Below are 19,592 nucleotides of genomic sequence, written 5' to 3'. Positions count from 1 at the left end.
GATGTATCACTCCTGTCATGCAAGATCTGCAATGTCGAATCGCGCCAGGACGCTGGCGGGTTCGTCCATGCGGTTTGCGTCGAGCGGGCTACCGATGAACACCACTTGCGCGGCACCTGGAAGCCGCGGCAGCGTGACTTCCACCGTTCCCGGTTCCGTCTCTGCGGGCACGCTCACGAGTTGGCCACTGGTCGGATCGTCCGTCTGCGCGAGGCCCTCCATGCGCAAGCCAAAGGGGTCCCATAGCGTGCGCCGGTAAATGGGTTGATCGTTCGCATCGTGCAACTCGACCACGTATCCGGCGCGGCCGATCGCCGACAGTTCGATGGGCTCGGTTTCGGGCGCTGGCGCGTCCGCATCTGTGCGGCCCGAGAACCGGATCGGGTCGGCGAGGGTCACGTCGTAGTCGAACGTGAGGATCATCGAGCCCGTTGCACCGCTCTCGTCGCGCACATCAGTCAGCGCCAGCCACGTCGCGAGGTCGGTGCCACCGCTCGGCACGAGCCCGCGCTGTTGCTGGAAGCGCGCGAGCGCGGCGTCCGTGGCCGAGTCGAACTCGCCGTTATCACCGAGCCGCGGGAACGCGCCAGCGAGGTTAAGCGCGCGTTGCAGCGCAGCGACCAGCGCGCCCTGCATCCCGGGCACACCGACGCCGGGCTCGAGCAGTGGGCACGGTGCGGCGAACGTCAGCGCATACCACGTGAGTCCATCGGCCGTGCCCGAGACGGGTAGCAGATGGCTGCCCTGGAAGTTCTGTACGGCACTCTCGGTCTCGCCGCCGAAATTGCCATCTACCCGTAACGGCTGCAGGCTCGTGGGCAATGCACCGGCAGCATTCAGCATCGCCTGTAGTAGCTTCACGTGGCCGTCGACCTCGTGCGGGTCTGCAGCACGCGAGAGCTCCGGCAGGCTGTCGGTCGAACCAGGCTGCCCGAACGTGGGGCCCACGTACGGGCCGTACGGAGGGTCGGAGGGCGGCGGCCATACGTCGGGCGGCGCCGGCATTCCTTCGCCGGTGGTCGGCTCAACGGCCGCTTCGGTGACGGCGCTGTCGACGAGAATAGTCTCTGCGTAGACAAGGCGGCGCGGCTGACGCCTCACTGGCGGCGGCCCCGGTTCACCGGGATGCTCGTCGATCACGACCGTGTAGTTCGCAGGTGGGTACTCGTACTCTTCGATCCGGACCCGGAAACGGTTGCGCGCGGGAACATCCCCAAACTGCACACTGCCCTGCCACAAAGTGATATCGCCGCGGTCTGGCGCCGGACCAGAACGTTCGACAACGACGTGGCCCACCTCGGTCGGCACGCTCGTCCAGCCGAGGTCCGTATCGATTGCGGGATCGCGCTGCTCGAGCGTGACCTCGATGTCCGTCGGCTTGCGGATCAACGGATCCGGCACCGGCTCATCGGAAAAAGCGGGCGCTGGTCCGCCCGGCGCGGGGCCAGACACCGTCACGCGCAACTCGCGCGCATGCGCCGGATTGGCGGTGACGACAGCAGTGCGATCCGGCGTGAGTTGTACGAAGTCAGCGAGTACAACGCTCGACAACTTCGCGTCGGGTAAAGCGTGCGGCTGGTAGCGCGCGAGTGCGAGCCGCAAGAACGGCATATACGTGGTGCTGAACGTATTGAGCGTTATGTCGCAATACCACTGATTGCGTTCGCCATCGAACGCGACGGGATACCCCGCCACGTTCACCACGCCTCGCGCGCCACCGGGCGATCCCGGCACATTCGCTTCGAGCGTCAGCGCGGACTCCGCAGCCACCGCGTCGCTGAAGTTGTCGATGGATGGCGCGAACCCAATGCTGCGCGTCGTTTCCCAGATCGGATCGATGCCCCACTGCGTGATGAACGGCTTCCACGACTCGCGATCCAGGACGCCGTTTCCGTAGTTCCACAGCACGACGCCAAGAAGCTCGCCTTGTCCGGACGAATACCAGCCCCGCTCGAGATAGACACGAATGCCGCCGCCGAACCGCACGCTGTGCTTCACGCTACTGGACGTGTGCCGCTGCCAGCCGAAGAGTGGCAGCGCGTAGACGATGCCTGGCGCGAGCGGCCGAGCCGATGCGGGCACAGAAACCTCCACCGGCTCGCTGCGCCGGGTGAAGTCCAACTCCGGGGCGAAATAGTCGCGGTAGCGCGACGTCGCCACCGCCGTGTACCGTACGATGTGATGTTGTACGTCGCCGATATGATGACGGGGCGCCGTATCCTGGAACAGCCGCACGCCCGGCACGAGGTGGCCGAGTGCGTCGCCGCCCGTCGCGAACGCCACGAGGTCGACAGAAGGCACGTAGTACCCCACCGCACGCACCTCGTTCGAACGCGCGAACAGGATATGTTCCCGTATGCTGTCAATCGGCAACTCGTCGACCGGCGCGCGATGCTGCCGGGTTCCCGGCGGACCGAGCGCTGGATCGTCAACAGGGTCTTCCCATTCCGCGACAATGTCTACCTTCTCAGTGCTCGCGCCATGTATGCGCAGTCCGCCAATCAGGTATGCATCGAGTGCGCCTGGTCGGCGCCATGCGGTGAGGGCCGCGAGTTCCGCGTCGGCGGTCGGGGCGGTTTCCGGTTGCGTCTGCAACGCGGGCAGCGCATTCGCATCGCCTTCGCGGCTCGCCGGATGCTGAAGCGCAATCCCCGTGAACCGCGGCGAGCCAACCGGCTGTTGAACGGCGTGCACGAACGTGAGCAGCCGCGGCGGCGTCAGCATCCAATGCCCACCCTCAAGCGCGCGTTGAAGCACCTGCCCGATCTGCGAGGTATCCAGCCGGTGTTCCAGCGGCTCGGGCTCCGCCGGTACTGACGCGCGTACTTCGACGTACTCGCGCAACCACTCCCATACCCCCATCAGCTTCAGATCGTTCACGGCGATCCAGCTGCTCAGCGGCACAACGCTCGTCGTGCCCTTCGGCAGAAAGACTGTCAGCACGCGGTCCATCGGGTCCCACGACGGCGGCATTGCACCGTCGGCTGGCGCTATGCGGAACGGCCGCATTTTTTGCCAGTCTCCGCCTCCGCCGAAGTCGACGACCAGCACCGAGCCGGCCCGCGGATTCGGATCGTCCAGCAACCGGTATGGCGCCGGGACGACGGGACCCACGCCCGGCGCCACCTGGGCGCTCGTGCCGTCCGGGGACCCCGGCAGGTCGCGCAACGCGGCACCGCTCGCGAGCGGATCAGGCAGGTAGGGGACCGCATCGAGGCGTGGCGCGGGCTCGAGCGGAAACGTCTTGTCCTGCCCAGCGACGCTCACCACCTCGGGTGTTTGCTGGAACTCACCCTTCTCACGCTGCGAGATGAGCGCGTGCATGTCAGCCGTCGCAATCAGCTTGCCGTTCGCATCGTCAAACATCCCAAGCCGCTCGCCGATTTCGACGCTGGTGCGTGGTGGGACGACATGCCGGTCGCTTCCCACGAGGTTTGCCGGCGCGGAATCAAGTGACGCATCGGAATTAAACGTGCGAATGACGAGGCGCTCGAGCTCCGAACCGGGCCGAGTGATCGCACTCGCGTCGCGCACCACGAGTTGAGGTGCCACAACCGGCTCGAAGCGCAGGTACGCCACGCCGTCCGCGTCACGCGGTAACGCGAAAAACCGCGACAGCCGCTCGGCCAGCAACGCGTCGAGCGCGAGCGAGTTGCCCGCCAGATCGACGACGCGCGCCCGCATCCGGTAGCGCACGCCGAACCTCATGCGGGGCAGCGTGCCCGGCACCACATGGAACTCCGAACGCATCTTGAAAGGCGTGGGCGCCTCGTTCTCGACGAACTGATCTTCCTCGCCGGGCTTTGGCAGCGCCCGCTCCGGATCTGCGAACCGCGAAAGATGCTTGCCCGGCATCGGCGCGCTGAGGCTCCAGCCGCTCCAGCGCGCGATCGCTTCGTGCAGATAGAAGTCGTCGGCGGGCTCGACACGGTCCGGATCGGGAGACGCCTGCGTGGCCCCGAGCTTGACGAAGCCCTCCTCGTCCGTCACATCGAACGCCTTGGCATCGGCGATCTCATAGCGCGCATTGCGACGATGCAGAGAATGCCAACCCGTTGTTTTTGAATCCCACACGTCAATCCGATGGCCTCGAACGAGATCCTCCGCACTGAACGGCCGCGGCTGCACCTTGTCGAGTGCCTCGTTGTATGCCTTGGACTCGGCAAAGCGCGTCAGAAGCGCTGCCGCGCGCTCGTCTGCAAACAGCGACAATCCGCCAGAACGCAGCGCGGGTAGCGTTGCCGACGGATCGAACACGTCAGGGTGAGGCGGCACAAGCGGCGGCGGCCCACTGTATCCGGACAGCGTCTCGGACAGCATGATGTTCTTGTGAAGCGCACCGTCCACGTCGATCTGCGCAAGACCGTAGTGCGCGGGCTCAAGCGGCAGCAGCCCGATCGCGGGCATCGCCGGTTTGCCGCCGCTGACCATCCACAGAGGTGCGGCGAAGAACACGCGATGGCCGCCGTCGACCTCGCTGTGCACGACAGCAGTTTCGAGACGCGGCACGTCGGGCTCAAGCGACCACTTCCAGCCGGGCGACACCTGCGTGACAGCGATCGTCACGAACGCATTGCCGGGCCCGACCGGCACCAGATCAAGTGGCACATCAAAGTCGAATACGAGTCCGAGGGCGCGTTGCAATTGTGGATAATTGTTGAGCGCGCTCAACGCCTGATGAAAGTCCAGATGCGTTTGCCAATCGGGCGGTGGCAGGCGTTCCAGCGCGGGGCCCGACGGCGGATGGCTGAATATGCTGAATGGTCCCACGACCATCCGGTTGAACGCCCTGGCCCCGGTGCTGCCGGGTTCCGGCATCCGTGCGGACAGAACCAGTCCGTCGCGCCCAAGGTCCTCTGGAGCCACAACCGGTGCGCGCGCCGCGCCCGCCGTCTGACCGCGCTTGAGCAAGTCTCGCTGGGCCTGCCTGCGCGCTGGCGCGCTCCGCTCGTTCCAACCAACCTGCAGGCCATCAAGTAGCGACCTCAGCGTTCCTTGATGGCTCTGACGATGCTCTTGCTGCGAGCCTTCGCGCTCGGGAAGCGCGAGGTCCAGCGAAGCCCGCTGATAGATGTTTTTCAGGCTCGAGAGCGCCAGGCGCACCGGGTACGAAAACACGGTTCGGCCGGTGTAATCGTCGAACACGTGCGGACGCACCAATGTGTCGGCGTTGAAAAGCGCCGCCCAAAGGTCGGGCCGCAAAACGGCGGTGTCGGCACTCAGGTTGGCAGTACGGCCGCCGCACCCCAGCGTCAGGCTTAAACCGTCGTTGGCAATATGCTCCGTCCAGCTAAGCCAGTCTCCGAAACTGTCAAGACGATCCGCATCGGTGAGGCGCGGGGACACAAGCACAGACAGCGGCAATACGTCAGGGTCAACGCTCGCGCCCCGTGGCATCGTCGTCAGCAGAATGCGTTGGCTAGCCATGATCGTGACGAGTCCTCTATGCGAATGCGCCGGCGTATTCACCCCACACCGCTGGCGTCTCGACCAACTGCTCGAACGTCGGATCGCCCCCGTCGCGGCCGAAGCTACGTTCGACTGTAAGTTCGATGGACTTGCTGAAGAACGCGATCTCCACCTCCACGCTCAGCGTCGCGCGGCCGCTCGCCTTCTTTGTGCCGTCGTCGTACGTGAAACTGAGATTGAACTCAACCGAAATGGAAATGATGCCGAGCACTGATAGTTCGCCGCCGCAGCGCAGGTACCCCGACAACATCGCCGCAAGATCACCGTGTGCATTGCGGTTCATCGCGAAATAAATGCCCGCCATGATGTGCACGCTGCCGCTAGCGACGAAGAGATCCAATGCGGCCACGGCGCCGAATTCAAGCGCCGCTTCGAGCTGCCGAATGCCCGCGGTGTCCACCTGCAGATGAAAGAAGCCACCTCCACCCAGCAGCGCCACGGCCAGCTGGAACGGATGATGGCGCTCCGAGAAGCCAAAGTCTAACGCGGGTTGCCCGCTTGAGAAGGGCAACTCCAGCGCGGTGTTGAGCGACACATTGCGCAATGCGAATACGGCCACCGACAGGGGCGGCAGCGCGATGCCAAAGCCCGCGCGAATGCGCGTCGCGTTGATATCGAGGCTTGGTCCGTCGCCGAACAGGCCGGGAGGAATATGTTTGCGCAGCTCGTCAATGAATGCGAGCGCCCCGAGAAATGCGATGGGATCATCGGGTTTCAGGCGAACGTCGATCGAAGGCTTGCGTCCGTTTTCCGAGGTGAAGTCGAACGCGGCGAAACCGATGTGCACGACCTCTGCAAATTCAATCGAGAAGTTCGTCAGCTCGCCGTGCATTCGCGTGGCTGGCGGCGTGGGTGACGTACCGACAATCTGCTCGATGCGTCCGGTGATTATGAGCGTCGAGTCCGGCTCGCGGTGGAATGTGAGCGGCCCTGCGGGGGGATCCGGGTTGCCCATCGCAGGCTGCCAGTCGATCGTCGTGACGATTTTCTTGCCGCCGTTCTCGCGCACCGTGACAAGCTTTGGCGCGTTGTCCGCGATTGTGCCGGCGGGAAGCAGATCCAACAAGTCGACGACGCCGAAAAGCTGCGCCGTCCCCTTAGGGAAGAACTCGCCCGGATCGAAGGCGCCGGCCGCAGCCTTGCCGATGTCGCCGGCTAGTGGCCCGTGATCGCGGGACAGGCATGACAGATTCAGGTTCGGCGTCGCTATGCCGCCCGCCTGGCTTGCATCGAATTTGATGCCGAGGCCCGAGCGGATGTCAGCGAACACACCGGTGCCGCCGACGAAGCCGGTATCGAGGAAACTCTGGTTCAGTGCGATGCTGGTAACCGTATTCACCCCGAGCAATTGCTCAACCGCTGGAATGCGCACGTCGGCCGTATCCAGCGCGGGCACGAAGCCGCACGACGTTTGCGCGGAGGGAGAGGCGGCGAGCAGGATCGCTTCGGTGGCGAATGTCGTGTTGTCCGCGGCAGAGGTGGGGTCCGGTGCAGCATAGGTGACCATCTGCCCCGAGACGGAGAACGCGCGCCGACGTCCGCCACCATCGTTGAAATACGCCGCGAGCGCGAGATCGAGGTGCTGCTCGCCGGAGGGCACGAACATCAACGGTCCCGTGAAGTTCCACCGATGCCCGGCAAGATCCGTCGCGACGCCATGGAACACGAAGTCTACGAGCTTGCCGGTGGCCGGGTCCGTCACCATCACCCAGAAAGAGGACGAGCCCCCACCGACGGCGCTCGCGCCCGCCGGGTCATCAATTGGAGGCGTCACGGTGGTCGTCAGCCGTATACGCGTGAACGGCAAGCTGCGTCCGTCGTGCGCAATAGGCCTCGTGCTGTAATCGACCTCGGGCTGGCGCACCACGACATACATGTATTGAACCAGGTACGCGACCGCCGTTCCGTTCACATCGCAAAAGCGTCGCTCAGTCACTTTCACGAGGGAGGCTGGATGGTCCGTGCCGCAAAGGCAGCCGTCATATACCACGCGTACGTAGTGGTCTCGTCCCTGCGACGCCACATGCACCCATTGGGACAGATTCAGCGGCGGCCCCGGCTCCCCGCCCAAGCCTGGAACGAACGGATGATCCTTCAGCGCCTGCGGATCGATCCGCATGGCGTGCTCGGCCTCAACAGGTTCCCGTCGGAACACCGTCTGCCAATCAAAGGGAGGGTCGGCCGCGCGCCCCAGCCGACGACATGGCGGGTCCCACTCGCCGTGCGACTTGAGCCAGCCGCCCAACGGCGACAACATAAGGCGCTCGCATTGGATAGGCGTCGGCTCGAACGTGCTCTGTTCGCTGCTGCGTTCGTCGACGCTGATGTAGTCGTGAAAAGCTGATGTAAGAGCAACGATCTGCTTGCGATCCACTGCCGCCATCGCCGCACGGCCGATCCCCGGCTCCCCGGCAAAAAGGTCGTTGGCGGTCAGCGTTTCCGCCGGGTCGAATCCCTCCGCCCAGAGCGCGCGCAGCGGCGCGGGCGCGTCAATGCTCGGCTCGACTGGTTCGCCATTTTCGATCGCGCGCGTGACGAGGCGCGCATGCCAGAGCTCGCTCCAGCCGCCGTGCGACACCGGCGTGCGCGCATGCCGCCATGCCGCGCCGACGCCCGGCGATAGCTGCAAATGGTACGGTAACTCGATAACCGTGTGCGTTGGTTCTGGCTGCGTGATCGCGGGCGCCGCGATCGCCTCTTCCGCCGTCGGCTTTGCGGGTACCGCCGCAAGCGGCGAAATACTCAACTCGAAGCCTGACCAGTCGAGCAGTGATTCAATCGCATACGGAATGCGCGTGCTCGCGTCCGAGGGAACACGAAAAACGAGACGGCTCGGGCCGCCGATGCGCGCATGCACCGCTACGCCCGGCACTGGCTTCACGTCGTCAACTTCCGGCGGATGCGGCGTGCGGGCCAGCGGAGGTTCTCCCGTGGGTGGCGGCACAGTCGACGATTCGAAGTAGGCTTGTTCAGCGATGGCCTGCGGTGGGAACGTATAGATAAGGAAGGCTGGATCGCCGACCGTCTCCGGTACTAACGCGGGGTTTGCGACGTTCGCCAAATCGAGACGCAGGTTGACGCACTCGATCTCGAGATTCAGCAAATCATCCGGCCGGACAATCCGAACCCGATGGCCCATGGCGAATCCTTGTCTTTACGGCGGCATTCGCTTCGGCGCGATTGCAACACGCCGGCAGGACACCACCCCTGCGCCAAGCGAACGAGGAGACCTACCGAGGCAGCCAAATTCGAGGTGCGTCGAGCTATGCGATGTGGCATTGCCAGATAGCAAAATTAACTAAGCTCTCGAGTTCAACAAGAACTTTGCGATCAAGCATGACCGCTACCTCCCGCAAGACCGCTCCCCTTAGCTTTGCTGGAGCATTTTTCATCCAAGCTGAAAGCAATTACTAGACGGACGTCCTCTGCGATGCTGCACATGTGACGACCGGCCGCACCCGAAATGCAGTTCTCAATGTATTGGAGCGAGAGTTCGAAGCGAGAGTGCTACGTGCGCATGATATGAACCGTGCGAAACAGTGCCCGTGACTGCGCCCTTTGGGTGCAGGGTGGTCAGCAACGATTTTGTAAAATTAAAGCTAGTTTAACGGTGCATGATTGTCAAGAAATCGCGTGTGACAGAAACTAAAATGGGCAATAGTTTGATCGATTGATGCGCTAGCTGAAATTAACTCAAATTCCTCAGCAGGTGACACATGTTCGATGGAGCAGAAGTCATGTGCACGCAATCCCTCGCTACCCGAGCAGCAACGGGAAGGACCCGGATGGCTGTATCGGAAGGACTTACGCGCAGGCGGCCCTTATATCTTAGGCATCACCGAAGAGACAGAATCGGATCAAACTAAAGACCTGTGAATATTTATCCATGCTCTTGTGCCATCTCATCGTCGGTCACTATTCATTGAGGCCGACACTGAAATCCATCCGATCGCTCAATGAAAACGGTACCCTTGAAAAGGCGACAAGGCTCATCCCCACACTGCCATTTCGTCGACCAGACCGCCTACGCTCGGCCCAACCGCTTGGGCCCCCTCGATCGTCCCTATCCATCGAGCGGTCAGCCCGAAACCTGACTGCCAGTATTGAATCCAAATCTCATCGCTAATCACTTCGACACGACTGGAGCGCATCCCAACACAGATCAATTGGCCCGGGTTAGGGCCACCGATCGACTGGGCGAACGCGCCGAATATAGATGCCGATGGTTGATAGCCGGGACTGCTCGGAATTGGTCCCCACGAGTTCCCACTCGACGTTAGAGCCTTCCAAACAGCGTGAATGATGTTGCTTTCGACGTTGTGGACGTCCTGCCCTTCCAGTTCTCTGATTTCCGCGACGACGAGGAGTCGATCTTATCTACGTCGCCTTGCCGTCCGTGATCCTTTCCATCGGCTTGAGCAACCTGAATTCGCGCAGAGTTGACATTTTGTGCCGCACGCAGAGCGCGCCAAACCCCGGGTGTCTTCCGTCAGAACTACTCGCGATAACTTTGGTTCGTCGCGGAGGCTTCCTTCGCTTTGGCGTTTGTTCGCGCGGCTCTAATCACGCTCTAACGCATTACGACGACCGTATTCGATGTGGCTTCCGCCGCGTCGGGCGAGTTGAGAACTGACGCGACGCAAAGATATTGCCCGGGAAAGGGCTTTTCTTTCGCTCCGACTTTCCTCGCAGCGCTGCCGTCCGGCGGTTGCGTGAGATCGAAACTGACGCGGAAAATCCCCGAGGCGTCCGTCTTCGCAAGCGCAACGCGTAAGCGATGTGCCGGATCCGTTAAATCGACGCGAATCCGCTGATCCGGTACGCTCGGCGCAATGTGACCGATGAAGCCGATTGTGTCGCCTGTGGATTGCTCACGATCCTCCTCCATCATCACTTCGACGCGCCGTTTCGGCGAAACGCGCGCCGTAATACCGCCGATCGGGCTGATGCGCGTCGGAGGTACTCCGCCGCTAAGCGGAATCTGATAGTTATAAGCGACGCCACCGCGAATGCGAACATCGGCGCGGCGTGGCACTTGACGTTCCTTACCGACGTACATCATGTAGTCGACGGTAGGAATGACGGCCAGGTTGAACGTCTTTTCCTCGAGCCCGTCGAGCCAGACCCATTGATGCGGGAACTGCACACGATAGCCACGAGGAACGCCGGCCAGTGAAATATGAATTTGGCGCCGGTCTTTCTTCGGATTGCGAACCGCGACTGGTAGTAGCACAGCATCGGGTACGCTGCTCGCCGGTGCTTCAAAATCGAGCACGTTCTCTTGTGCGAAATTGTTGCCGCCAGTGATTTCACCAAGCTGCTGCTCCGCATAGAGTTTCAGACACGTGTGCTGTCCGATTGCTGGAACCCAATTCACGAACGTATCCACAAACGCCCCGGCGCTAATATTCGGAATTACCGTCGTCTTCAGCGGCGTCCAATTGCCGTTATCGCCGACACCCGGTGGATCGACTGCGTAATACGTTACGCGAACGTTTGTCGCGCCTGCGGAGCCGTCGCAGTGAACGCGCCCGAAGAGATGATTGATTTCATGGGGACGCGGTTTATCACCGTTGCCTTGCGGCCGACCTTGTGAGTCGTTGGGCTGGTCAAAAGAACCGAACGGCATGCGATCGACCCAAATGTCCGGCGTCTGATAATTGCTGTCCCAAGGATCGACGCGCAGATCGAACGCGCCGCTCGGGTCGTCGCTGATCGCCTGCGCCCATTCAACCCGAACGCTGCACACACGCGGCGACGAAGCGACATTGTCGTCGAGTACCGTGATCGTCAGCGCGCGTGCCGGATCACTCGCGATCCCGCCGGTTGCAAGCACCTGATCGTCGTGAAGCAACGTTACGTATCGCCATTGCTGGTTGGTGTTATTAACGTCAGTGAGAATCTTGTAGACGACGACTCCGCCGTCGCGCGGCGAGCCGCCTAGCGGTATATTCGGATCGAACACCTGCCCACTTGCAGCCGGCGGACGCTGCCGCACTTCTACGTAGTAGAAGAGTCCGCTCGAGACACGGATACGCAGCATGTGATAGCGGCCGCCGGCCGCATTTTGCGTCAATCCGTGCGCAACCAATTGATAATTTTGTTGGAACGGATTGCGATCCCACTGCAAGTCCAGAATGTTCGTACCGTCGCACCAGCCGAGCTTATCGTGATGGTACGCGCAGAACCCCGGATGCTGATCGTGATTTCCCATGATCTCGAAGTCTTGCGCGCTCGCTGCGAGTGGATCTACGAGATCTGACGAATAGACATCTTCACCGAGCGTCGCGGTCTCGTCGTCGGATTGCGTGAACGAGGGCGCTGCAGAGATGTTGTGACCTGTTTCGTGCGCGAACCGGCCCCAGTTCGCCGATTCTTGAATCTCGATGTAGTTGATTTCGTTTGCGGTCGAGATGTCGATATGCGTCGAACCGTCGTTGTAAGAAAAAAGCTGCGTCGACAAATTGCCCCACGCGCGGATGAAATGTCCGTCCAGAAATATTACGCACGCCAGCATGCCATAGTCATCGAGCTTTAACCCGGCGTCGACGCACGCTTGTGCACATTCGGCTGCGAGACGAGCAACTTGCATGCCGTCGATGTTATCGCCGGCGCTGTTGAGGTAATCGGACGTGTTGCCCGTAATCGTCTTCCACTTCGGAGTGACGTCAACGGCGACGTTCAGTCGCGTGTAACTTTGTTGGTCGTAAAACGTATGTACGTTGTTCCAGGCGTTCACGACTGCCGTTCGCGCACCCACCGGATCGGCCGGCACTTTATCGGCCGGATTTACCAGTGCCACCGCGACACGAAGCTTTCCGGTCGACGGTTGATCGCCCGCTTGGCCTTGTCCGTGGCCTTCAAACTCGATCGGCGGTCCGTCGGTCTCGTCTCCCGCTTTCGGATAGGGGAGCAGCGTAAAAAGATATGGGCCACTTACGGTTTTGAGGCCGACCGTTAATCCTATCGGACCGGTCACGACGTCGAGCGGCGCAATTACGCGAAGTTGCGAATCCGTCGCACTGATGACGCGCGCCGGCTTGCCGCCAATGGTGACGGCATTGTCCTCGCGTTTTTCAGCGAAGCCGTATCCATTGATCTCGATTAAGCTTCCGCCGTATCCCGCGTATGGTGTGAAGCTCGTGATATCAGGCCCAGTCAGGAGCGGTACGTAGGTTTTGAGCCATTCGTAAAGCTTCGAAAGTTCGCCGCCGATCTTGATAATCTCGTCGCGAAGAGCTTCAGAACTAAGGTTATGACCCGCCATAATACGCCTCCCTTATATGGGGAATCCAACGCACGACGCTTCATTGCTGGTGACGTCCCTTTTAAGTCTTGTCGCCTCTCGGGAAACCTGACGATCTACTGTAACCTCGAGTTTCCAAGAGTGCGGAAACGTAATTCGGGCATGATGCTCGCCTAGGCAATAACTGAGAATGAATATCACCAGGTCGCGACGCCGCGCTCGTGATGTACTCTACGCGGACGCTATGACTATGACACGGCCCTTTGGGTGCAGGGCGGTCAGAAAAGTCGGGCGTGTGAGTGATTTTGTAAGAATAAAACTAGTTTAACGGTCCATGATTTTCAAGAAATCGAGTGTTACAGCGAATTAAAATAGGCAATAGTCTGGCCGATCGATACGCAAACTACAACTAACGCAAATTCCTCAGTAAGTGAAACATGTTTGCCAAACCAAACGTTTCTGTGTGGTGCATTGTGAAACTCGCGTGATTATTCCGTGACTACGTCAACTAATTCTATAAATAAATGCACTACATATTTTCCGGTAGTGACTCAAGTGCCTCAGCCGTTCCGTTCGAAGCGGATGCGCAGTCGTCGAAAGTTATGGAGCCATGAAATGGTGCGCTCAACAGGATGAACGCAAGACGCCATGAAGCCTTCATGAAAATAGCCTGCTGCATCATCTGCTGGCGAAAACTGAGGAACTCATTAGAGGGTAGCCGCGTTCCCTCTCGAAAACTCGGCCCCCGAGGAACCGTACGTGCGAGTTTCCCCGCATACGGCTCGAGCACGGCACGAAGCATCTCACTGATGCCGGTTGTGTCTGTATGAACACAACCTTCGCTAACGTCGCATCGTCAATTCGACCCGCAGGCGGGACAAGGGCGCTGAACCGTAGCCCTACCGGCCTCTCTCAAGCTTCCCTTTGGCGAACCCCTGATGCACGTCAACGACAGCCACACCACGCGCACGTCAGCACCCTTTCAGGTTGGGGCAAATCTTGAACCCCTATGTCACCCGTTACAGGCAACCCTTCGCTTCTTGCGCATTCTCAATCCCGCTTCCTCAACAGTGTTCCTCACGGTCCACCTGCCGCCGTTCCAGCGAACTGGAGCATCGGCGAGAAATCGGGGTTCCCGCGTTCCCATCCCTACCAACCCGAGTACTCCCGGGCCTATCCGTTTAACACCTGTCTATTCCCCGATGACGCCTTGACGACGTACATCCATAACAAAGGGGTGCGACACGTGTCGCCGTCAGCCGCGCGTCAAGCGGCATGTAGTTGGCGGTAAAGCTCGTTTTGTGTGCGACACGTGTCGCCGTCCGCCGGACGTAAATCGGCGATGTGGTTGACGGCAAAGCCCTATCTTGCCTTGTCACATTCGGGATCTGTCGAAATGTGACCTGTTGTACGACCAACAGTTGCCTATCTGGACGTGCGCGATTGGTAACGATCGGGTGCGAAGCTTCGGAGACAACGTACCCTTCAGTAGACGATTTACCGTGGCGACACGGCGGGAATCGACACTGCCAGCAGCCGTGCGGTGTGGGGGCAAGGCAAGTTCCGCAAGCGTAACGTATGTGAACCGCTGTACAACCCTCGTTAGAGCTGACGAGCCAAAGCTGCTGTTAGGCTCGAACCAAAAGGTAGGTAGCCGGTTGCCTCTTTGCAGAATAGGGGCACGTCGTCGTGAGCGCTACCGGGGGCGAGGCGGGCGCTAAACGGACAGGCGCACGTATTTTGTTGCGTCGGCAAGATTGGGAACGTGGTAAGCCCGATTCACCGCCAAGCTCGCGGAATATTGCGAGACGGCAGGCAAACCGCAAGGGGCGCTGTTGGTTGGAGCGGGTAAGAGAACGCGGAGAAAGCGAACGGCGGGCTGTAATGGTTCGCATAGGGGTTCAGACTTTGCCCTGACCCGAAAGGGTGCAAACTTCCGCGAGGTGTGGCTGTCGTGAGCCAGTATTTGAGGTCCGACGTAGGGAAGCTGGCTTTGTCGCGCTAAGGGGGCAGGAGTAAAATCGAAGTTGATATTTTCCCGAAGTGAAGCGTGAGATGAAGAAGGCGACTGCGAGACAAGCCCTGCCTGCCGGCGTAGCGAAGGTACTCAAGCGCCTGCACTATCCTCTGGACGTGATACTTCTGTGCGTGCGGTGGTATGTGGCCTACTCGCTGAGCTTGCGAAATCTCGAGGAAATGATGGCCGAACGGGGCTTCCAGGTCGACCATTCGAGCGTGCATCGCTGGGTGATCAAACTAGTACCGTTGTTCGAGAAGGCCTTTCGCAAGCACAAACGTCCGGTCGGCAGGAGCTGGAGGATGGATGAAACCTACGTCAAGGTGGGCGGCCAGTGGAAGTACTTGTATCGCGCGGTGGACAAGGCCGGCAATACGGTCGATTTCCTGTTGCGGGCGCATCGCGACAAGGCGGCAGCGCGCCGTTACTTCGAGAAAGCCATCGATCGGAACGGGACGCCCAAGACCGTGACCATGGATAAAAGTGGGGCAAATCTGGCCGCCCTCCAGGCCATCAACGCCGAGCGGGAAACGCCCATCAAGGTCCGGCAGGTCAAGTATCTGAACAACATCGTAGAGCAGGATCATCGGGCGATCAAACGCCGAACCAGGCCCATGATGGGCTTCAAGGATTTCCGGTGTGCCCGCATCATCCTGTCAGGCATTGAGACGATGCATATGATCAGGAAAGGCCAGATGAAGAACAGCGGCGTGACCCGAACCGTTGCCGATCAGTTCTATTCGTTGGTGGCGTAAGGACTCCTTGTCATCACGGAATTTTCTTGCCTTGCCGCCATTATCGCGACACAACCTCTGCCCGATGAGCTGTGAACCGATGAAGGGCCATGAGTCGCCAGCAACTGCGTCCAAAGTCGCGCGCCGGACAGGAGACACAGCGAACCTCGCGCGTCCTATGTCGCCCTTTGCACCCGACTCGCTGGCCGACGAATTGCTCATCGATAGCAAATCGTTTGAGCAGGTGCACGGCGCGGAGGCGGCCCATGTTTCTTTTCTATCTGATTGATCCCGTCAGCCGGTCTATCGAAAAAGTGAGCGACGGTTTCGACCGGGCGGCCGAACTGACGAACAGCGAGGCGCCCGAGCTCGACACGTTGTGGGCGGACGCGTCGGAGCCAGATTCATCGGTCGACGTCGCGTAATAAGCACAGAATGGAAGATCGCATAACCGCATCCGCGGTTGGCGAAATGGGAGAATGAAGATGGCCAAAAGTCAACTGCGCGGAATTAAAGAGGCAAAGAAGCCTACTCAAGAGTGCCGAGTTCTTACTCCTCCTTTTCACGGTCTCGGCTCGGCGATCGTGAGCGTCGGTCCACTTCTCAGTGATCTGATCCGGCTCGCCTAATTGCCTTCGTGCGCCGGTCTAATCTTCAGGCGACTGCGTCGATGCTCAAGTCGCGCCGTTCGTCGGTCAACGCTTTGAAGCGCTTGTAGTTGTCGATTTGGCAGCGCACGTCGCTCAATGCGTCGCGAGCATACTCAGTTCGGCTCTTCCTATCCCCGCGTATAGCTCAGCTGATGGTAAGCCCCGATCTGGTTGGCGGGGTCCTTGTATTGGCAGCTGAGTGAGCCTGGGCGCGTTTCATCGATCACGGCGAGCTTCGCCCTTAATCGTCTCAATGCGTCTTTCAATTTGAAGGAGGCGTTCTTGTGTCATGTATATAGGTTAGTAGTACTATGTTAGTTAATCAATACAACAAGCTTGAAGAAAAACGATGGCGCTTTGGATGGCTTGGTGGGATGCGATCTGGTTGCTGCGCCCAGCGTTCTCTCGTCTGCGCAGCTTCATGTGGTTCGCAACTGCCGTCGCAGGCTTGACGGTGCGCACCGAGTTGCTAGGCGTGACCAGCATCGTGCGTGCGCTCAAACTGCGACCGGCCCTGTACAACAAGCTGCGTGACAGCTTGCACAGCAACGCCGTGCAGCTCGATCAGCTCTCGGCGCCGTGGACTCAGGCGGTGCTGCGCCTGTTCCCCGACCCGCTACGCGTCAATGGCCGGCTCGTCCTGGTCGGAGACGGCATCAAGGTGGCCAAGAGCGGCAAGAAGATGCCCGGCGTCAAGCTGCTGCATCAACAGTCGGACTCCAACACCAAGCCCGAGTACATGATGGGACACTCCATGCAGGCGGTCAGCATACTCGTGCGGGCTGCCCAGAGCGTCTTCGCCGTCCCCCGCTGGCCGTGCGCATTCACGAAGGTCTGGTGTGGTCCAACCGGGATCGGCGTACCTTGCTCGACAAGATGATCTCGTTGCTGGAGATCGTCTCGGTGAAGGAGCCGTTCTACTTCGTCGCCGATGCCTACTACGCTGCGTCAAAGGCCTGCGCGACCAGGACAACCACCTGGTCACACGCGTGAAGTCCAATGCAGTCGCCTATGAACCGTACGAGCAGCAAGGACCGCGCAAACGGGGCCGTCCCAAGCTCTACGGCGACAAGATCAAACTGAAATCGCTGATGACCGATCCCCGGTCCGCACAATCAGCCCCCAGCCCGGTCTACGGCGAGCACAACGTCACCATCCATTATCGGGTCTGCGATCTACTGTGGCCGGCGTGCGGACGGCTCGTTCGCTTCGTGGCAGTGACTCACCCTGGCAGGGGTTCGTGCCTGTTGATGTGCACCGACCTCGGCCTGGATGCCATCGAGATCATTCGCCTGTATGGGTTGCGCTTCAAGATCGAACACAGCTTCAAACAGGCAGTACACCGGATCGGCACATTCGCGTACCACTTCTGGATGCAGGACATGAAGCCGCTTAGCCGCAGAAACGGCGATCAATACCTTCATCGCGAGTCGTCCGAGTACCGCAACGCCGTCAAGCACAAGACCCACGCCTATCACGTCTTCATTCAGGCTGGCATCGTCTGTCAGGGACTGCTTCACTACCTGGCAGCCGTGTTCCCTTCGCTCGTCTGGAGTTCCTTTGGATCCTGGCTGCGCACCATCCGCCCCCGCATCCCTCCATCCGAGTTGGTCGTCGCCAATGCACTACGCCAATGCCTGCCCGAATTTCTCTTGAATAGCGCCAAAACCAATTTCTTCGCGAAATTCATCGCCGAAAGGCAGGACCCTGACACCTTCGAGATGTTCCGCCTGGCCACATAGCCACAAAACTGTGCCCGAATTCGGCACTCTCGAGAAGCCTAAACAACCCAAAAAGCCGTCTCCCGTCCAGAGTGTTTCTACCCGGACAGCCGCTCCGAAGGTGACCGCATGGGGCGAGGCAGGTGAGAACAAGAAATAAGCGTTTGCGTCTGCCGCACTGACCGCGATTTCAGTTGCCGGTACGCGTTCACTTCCCGGCAATTCGTCGCACTGTTTATCCAATCCAGGCAACAAGTCCGTTGCGCACGACGACGCTTGCGATCGTGCGAGGACCTATCACCAGCGATCCGAGAAGCGGCGCCGCAAGCAGCGTAACGTTTGGTGCGGTCGACACCAACTCTGGCGCGCACCGTCAGTGAAGAGCCGTCCCTGCCAGACAGCGCGCGCGCTGTCTGGCGTGCAGCAACCAGGTTCGCGCGCGATAAGGCCACGCGCTCCAGCACGATGGATTCAGAGGCGGCAAGGGCCGCACGTCGCGATCTCATTTCAATGCCTCCTTGACCGCTTCTAGGTCGTGGTGGATCTCTTCATGAAGCACGCGGAAGGAGTTGGCCGGCTTTTGTGACCGGACGACGATGTAGGCGATGACGCACAACAAAAGCCACACTGCGGCGATCGCCCACGACACATGAAGGAAGTATGGCGTCGTCAATGCCGTCGCAATGATCGCGATGCAGAAGAACGACAGCGCAAACATTCCCGCCACCGCGAGCGCGACGAGCGCAATCACTTCGCGCGCAAGCTGCGCGCGCGCCTGCGCAAGTTTGATGGAGATGAGCTCGCCGTAGTCCGCCATCCGGTCGATGCAGAACCGGCTCACGGAACCCCACTGATTCACTTTCGATTGGATCGACATCTTTCTGCTTCCTGAAAGAAGCGCGGCGTGCGCCGTCAATCGTCCGGTGTCGTGTTATGCGTCAGTGTCGCGGTTCCGTGACCACAGCGCGCCTATCACGAAGCCTAACGCCGTCGCGCCCGCCAGCACGGCGAGCGGGCGAGATACCATGGCCTCGCGCGCAAGTTCGGTTGCATCCGCGCAGATCTGCTGCGCCTTCCCGCGCAACTCATCTGCCTTGCCTTCGAGTTGCGTCACGGTATCGCCTGTCACCGAGCCGACTGCTTCGTTCATATTTCCGGCAACTTCGCGAAGGGTGCCTTCAGTTTTGGTCGTTTCCATTTGCCACTCCAGGTTGTGATGCCATGACGGGGACGGTGATAGGTCTACGCGTCGCCTCTAACTTGTCATTATCAGCAAGCACCGCACCTGAAGCATGGGCTGCGGGTCCGCTGCCCCGGTACAGCGATTGCGCATGTGTCCATGTGGTCTATCGGCCATCTGCGCGGTCAACCAGGAGACGAAGATGGACACCGGAAGCGAAGGGACAAGGCTGGAACGTATTCGTGATCTTGCCTACCGCCTGTGGGAGCAGGATGGCTCTCCCGACGATCACACCGACCAGTATTGGTACGAGGCCGAAAGACAGATCAGAACGGAAGGCGGCGAGGAGAATGGGGAGGCGTCCTCCGAGCCGGCAGACGGGCAGGCGGAAACGTTGCGCGACGACCCAATGCGCCAATAGGCCGATGGCCCGCCTTCCGCCTAGGGCTTTCGCATGGCGGGAACACGACGGAACGGCGGCAGGTGCATTAAGCCATTAAGCGCGCCTTGTGGAACGCGTCATGCTGTACCGCGCTTGACCAGAGGGAGGTATATGTCGTGTGTTACAAGGATCC

8 protein-coding genes and 1 pseudogene are annotated in these 19,592 nt (G+C 60.4%); 4 read left to right on the top strand and 5 right to left on the bottom strand.

Annotation, left to right across the window (positions count from 1 at the left end):
* Nucleotides 1-15: 15 nt before the first annotated feature.
* The 3 genes from C2L64_RS45440 to C2L64_RS45430 form a co-directional block, all read right to left on the bottom strand.
* Nucleotides 16-5,427 (bottom strand): peptidoglycan-binding domain-containing protein, encoded by a 5,412-nt coding sequence (locus tag C2L64_RS45440; RefSeq protein WP_158660590.1) that lies wholly within the window; start codon nucleotides 5,425-5,427, stop codon nucleotides 16-18.
* Nucleotides 5,428-5,443: 16 nt separating this feature from the next.
* Entirely contained in the window at nucleotides 5,444-8,047 is a 2,604-nt protein-coding gene (locus tag C2L64_RS45435; protein WP_208648329.1) for a hypothetical protein, read from the bottom strand.
* 1,992 nt (nucleotides 8,048-10,039) lie between these two features.
* A complete protein-coding gene (locus C2L64_RS45430; protein WP_103153921.1) occupies nucleotides 10,040-12,736 on the bottom strand; it encodes an IPT/TIG domain-containing protein in 2,697 nt (898 codons plus the stop codon).
* Nucleotides 12,737-14,770: 2,034 nt separating this feature from the next.
* On the opposite strand from C2L64_RS45430, the gene C2L64_RS45420 reads away from it, so the two are divergent.
* From C2L64_RS45420 to C2L64_RS45415, 3 genes and pseudogenes are all read left to right on the top strand, one after another.
* Nucleotides 14,771-15,487 carry an IS6 family transposase gene (locus C2L64_RS45420; RefSeq protein ID WP_079503836.1) on the top strand — a complete coding sequence of 239 codons (717 nt, stop codon included), beginning with the start codon at nucleotides 14,771-14,773 and terminating at the stop codon, nucleotides 15,485-15,487.
* A 245-nt stretch (nucleotides 15,488-15,732) separates the two neighbouring features.
* Complete coding sequence (locus C2L64_RS53745; RefSeq protein ID WP_158660589.1) at nucleotides 15,733-15,891, top strand: hypothetical protein; 159 nt, start codon at nucleotides 15,733-15,735, stop codon at nucleotides 15,889-15,891.
* A gap of 574 nt (nucleotides 15,892-16,465) precedes the next feature.
* Nucleotides 16,466-17,858: pseudogene (locus C2L64_RS45415) on the top strand (transposase).
* 481 nt (nucleotides 17,859-18,339) lie between these two features.
* On the opposite strand, the gene C2L64_RS45405 reads toward C2L64_RS45415, so the two are convergent.
* Nucleotides 18,340-18,753, bottom strand: a complete 414-nt coding sequence (locus C2L64_RS45405) for a phage holin family protein (protein WP_407671949.1) — start codon at nucleotides 18,751-18,753, stop codon at nucleotides 18,340-18,342.
* A 15-nt stretch (nucleotides 18,754-18,768) separates the two neighbouring features.
* Complete coding sequence (locus tag C2L64_RS45400; protein ID WP_103153918.1) at nucleotides 18,769-19,035, bottom strand: CsbD family protein; 267 nt, start codon at nucleotides 19,033-19,035, stop codon at nucleotides 18,769-18,771.
* A 184-nt stretch (nucleotides 19,036-19,219) separates the two neighbouring features.
* Between C2L64_RS45400 and C2L64_RS45395 the strand changes: the two genes are divergently transcribed.
* Nucleotides 19,220-19,438 carry a DUF2934 domain-containing protein gene (locus C2L64_RS45395; protein WP_158660588.1) on the top strand — a complete coding sequence of 73 codons (219 nt, stop codon included), beginning with the start codon at nucleotides 19,220-19,222 and terminating at the stop codon, nucleotides 19,436-19,438.
* The last annotated feature ends 154 nt before the right edge of the window (nucleotides 19,439-19,592 follow it).

This window comes from Paraburkholderia hospita (assembly GCF_002902965.1).
GTDB lineage: Bacteria > Pseudomonadota > Gammaproteobacteria > Burkholderiales > Burkholderiaceae > Paraburkholderia > Paraburkholderia hospita.
The sequence above is the reverse complement of the archived record's forward strand: the minus strand, read 5'-3'. Positions and strand labels throughout refer to the sequence as shown.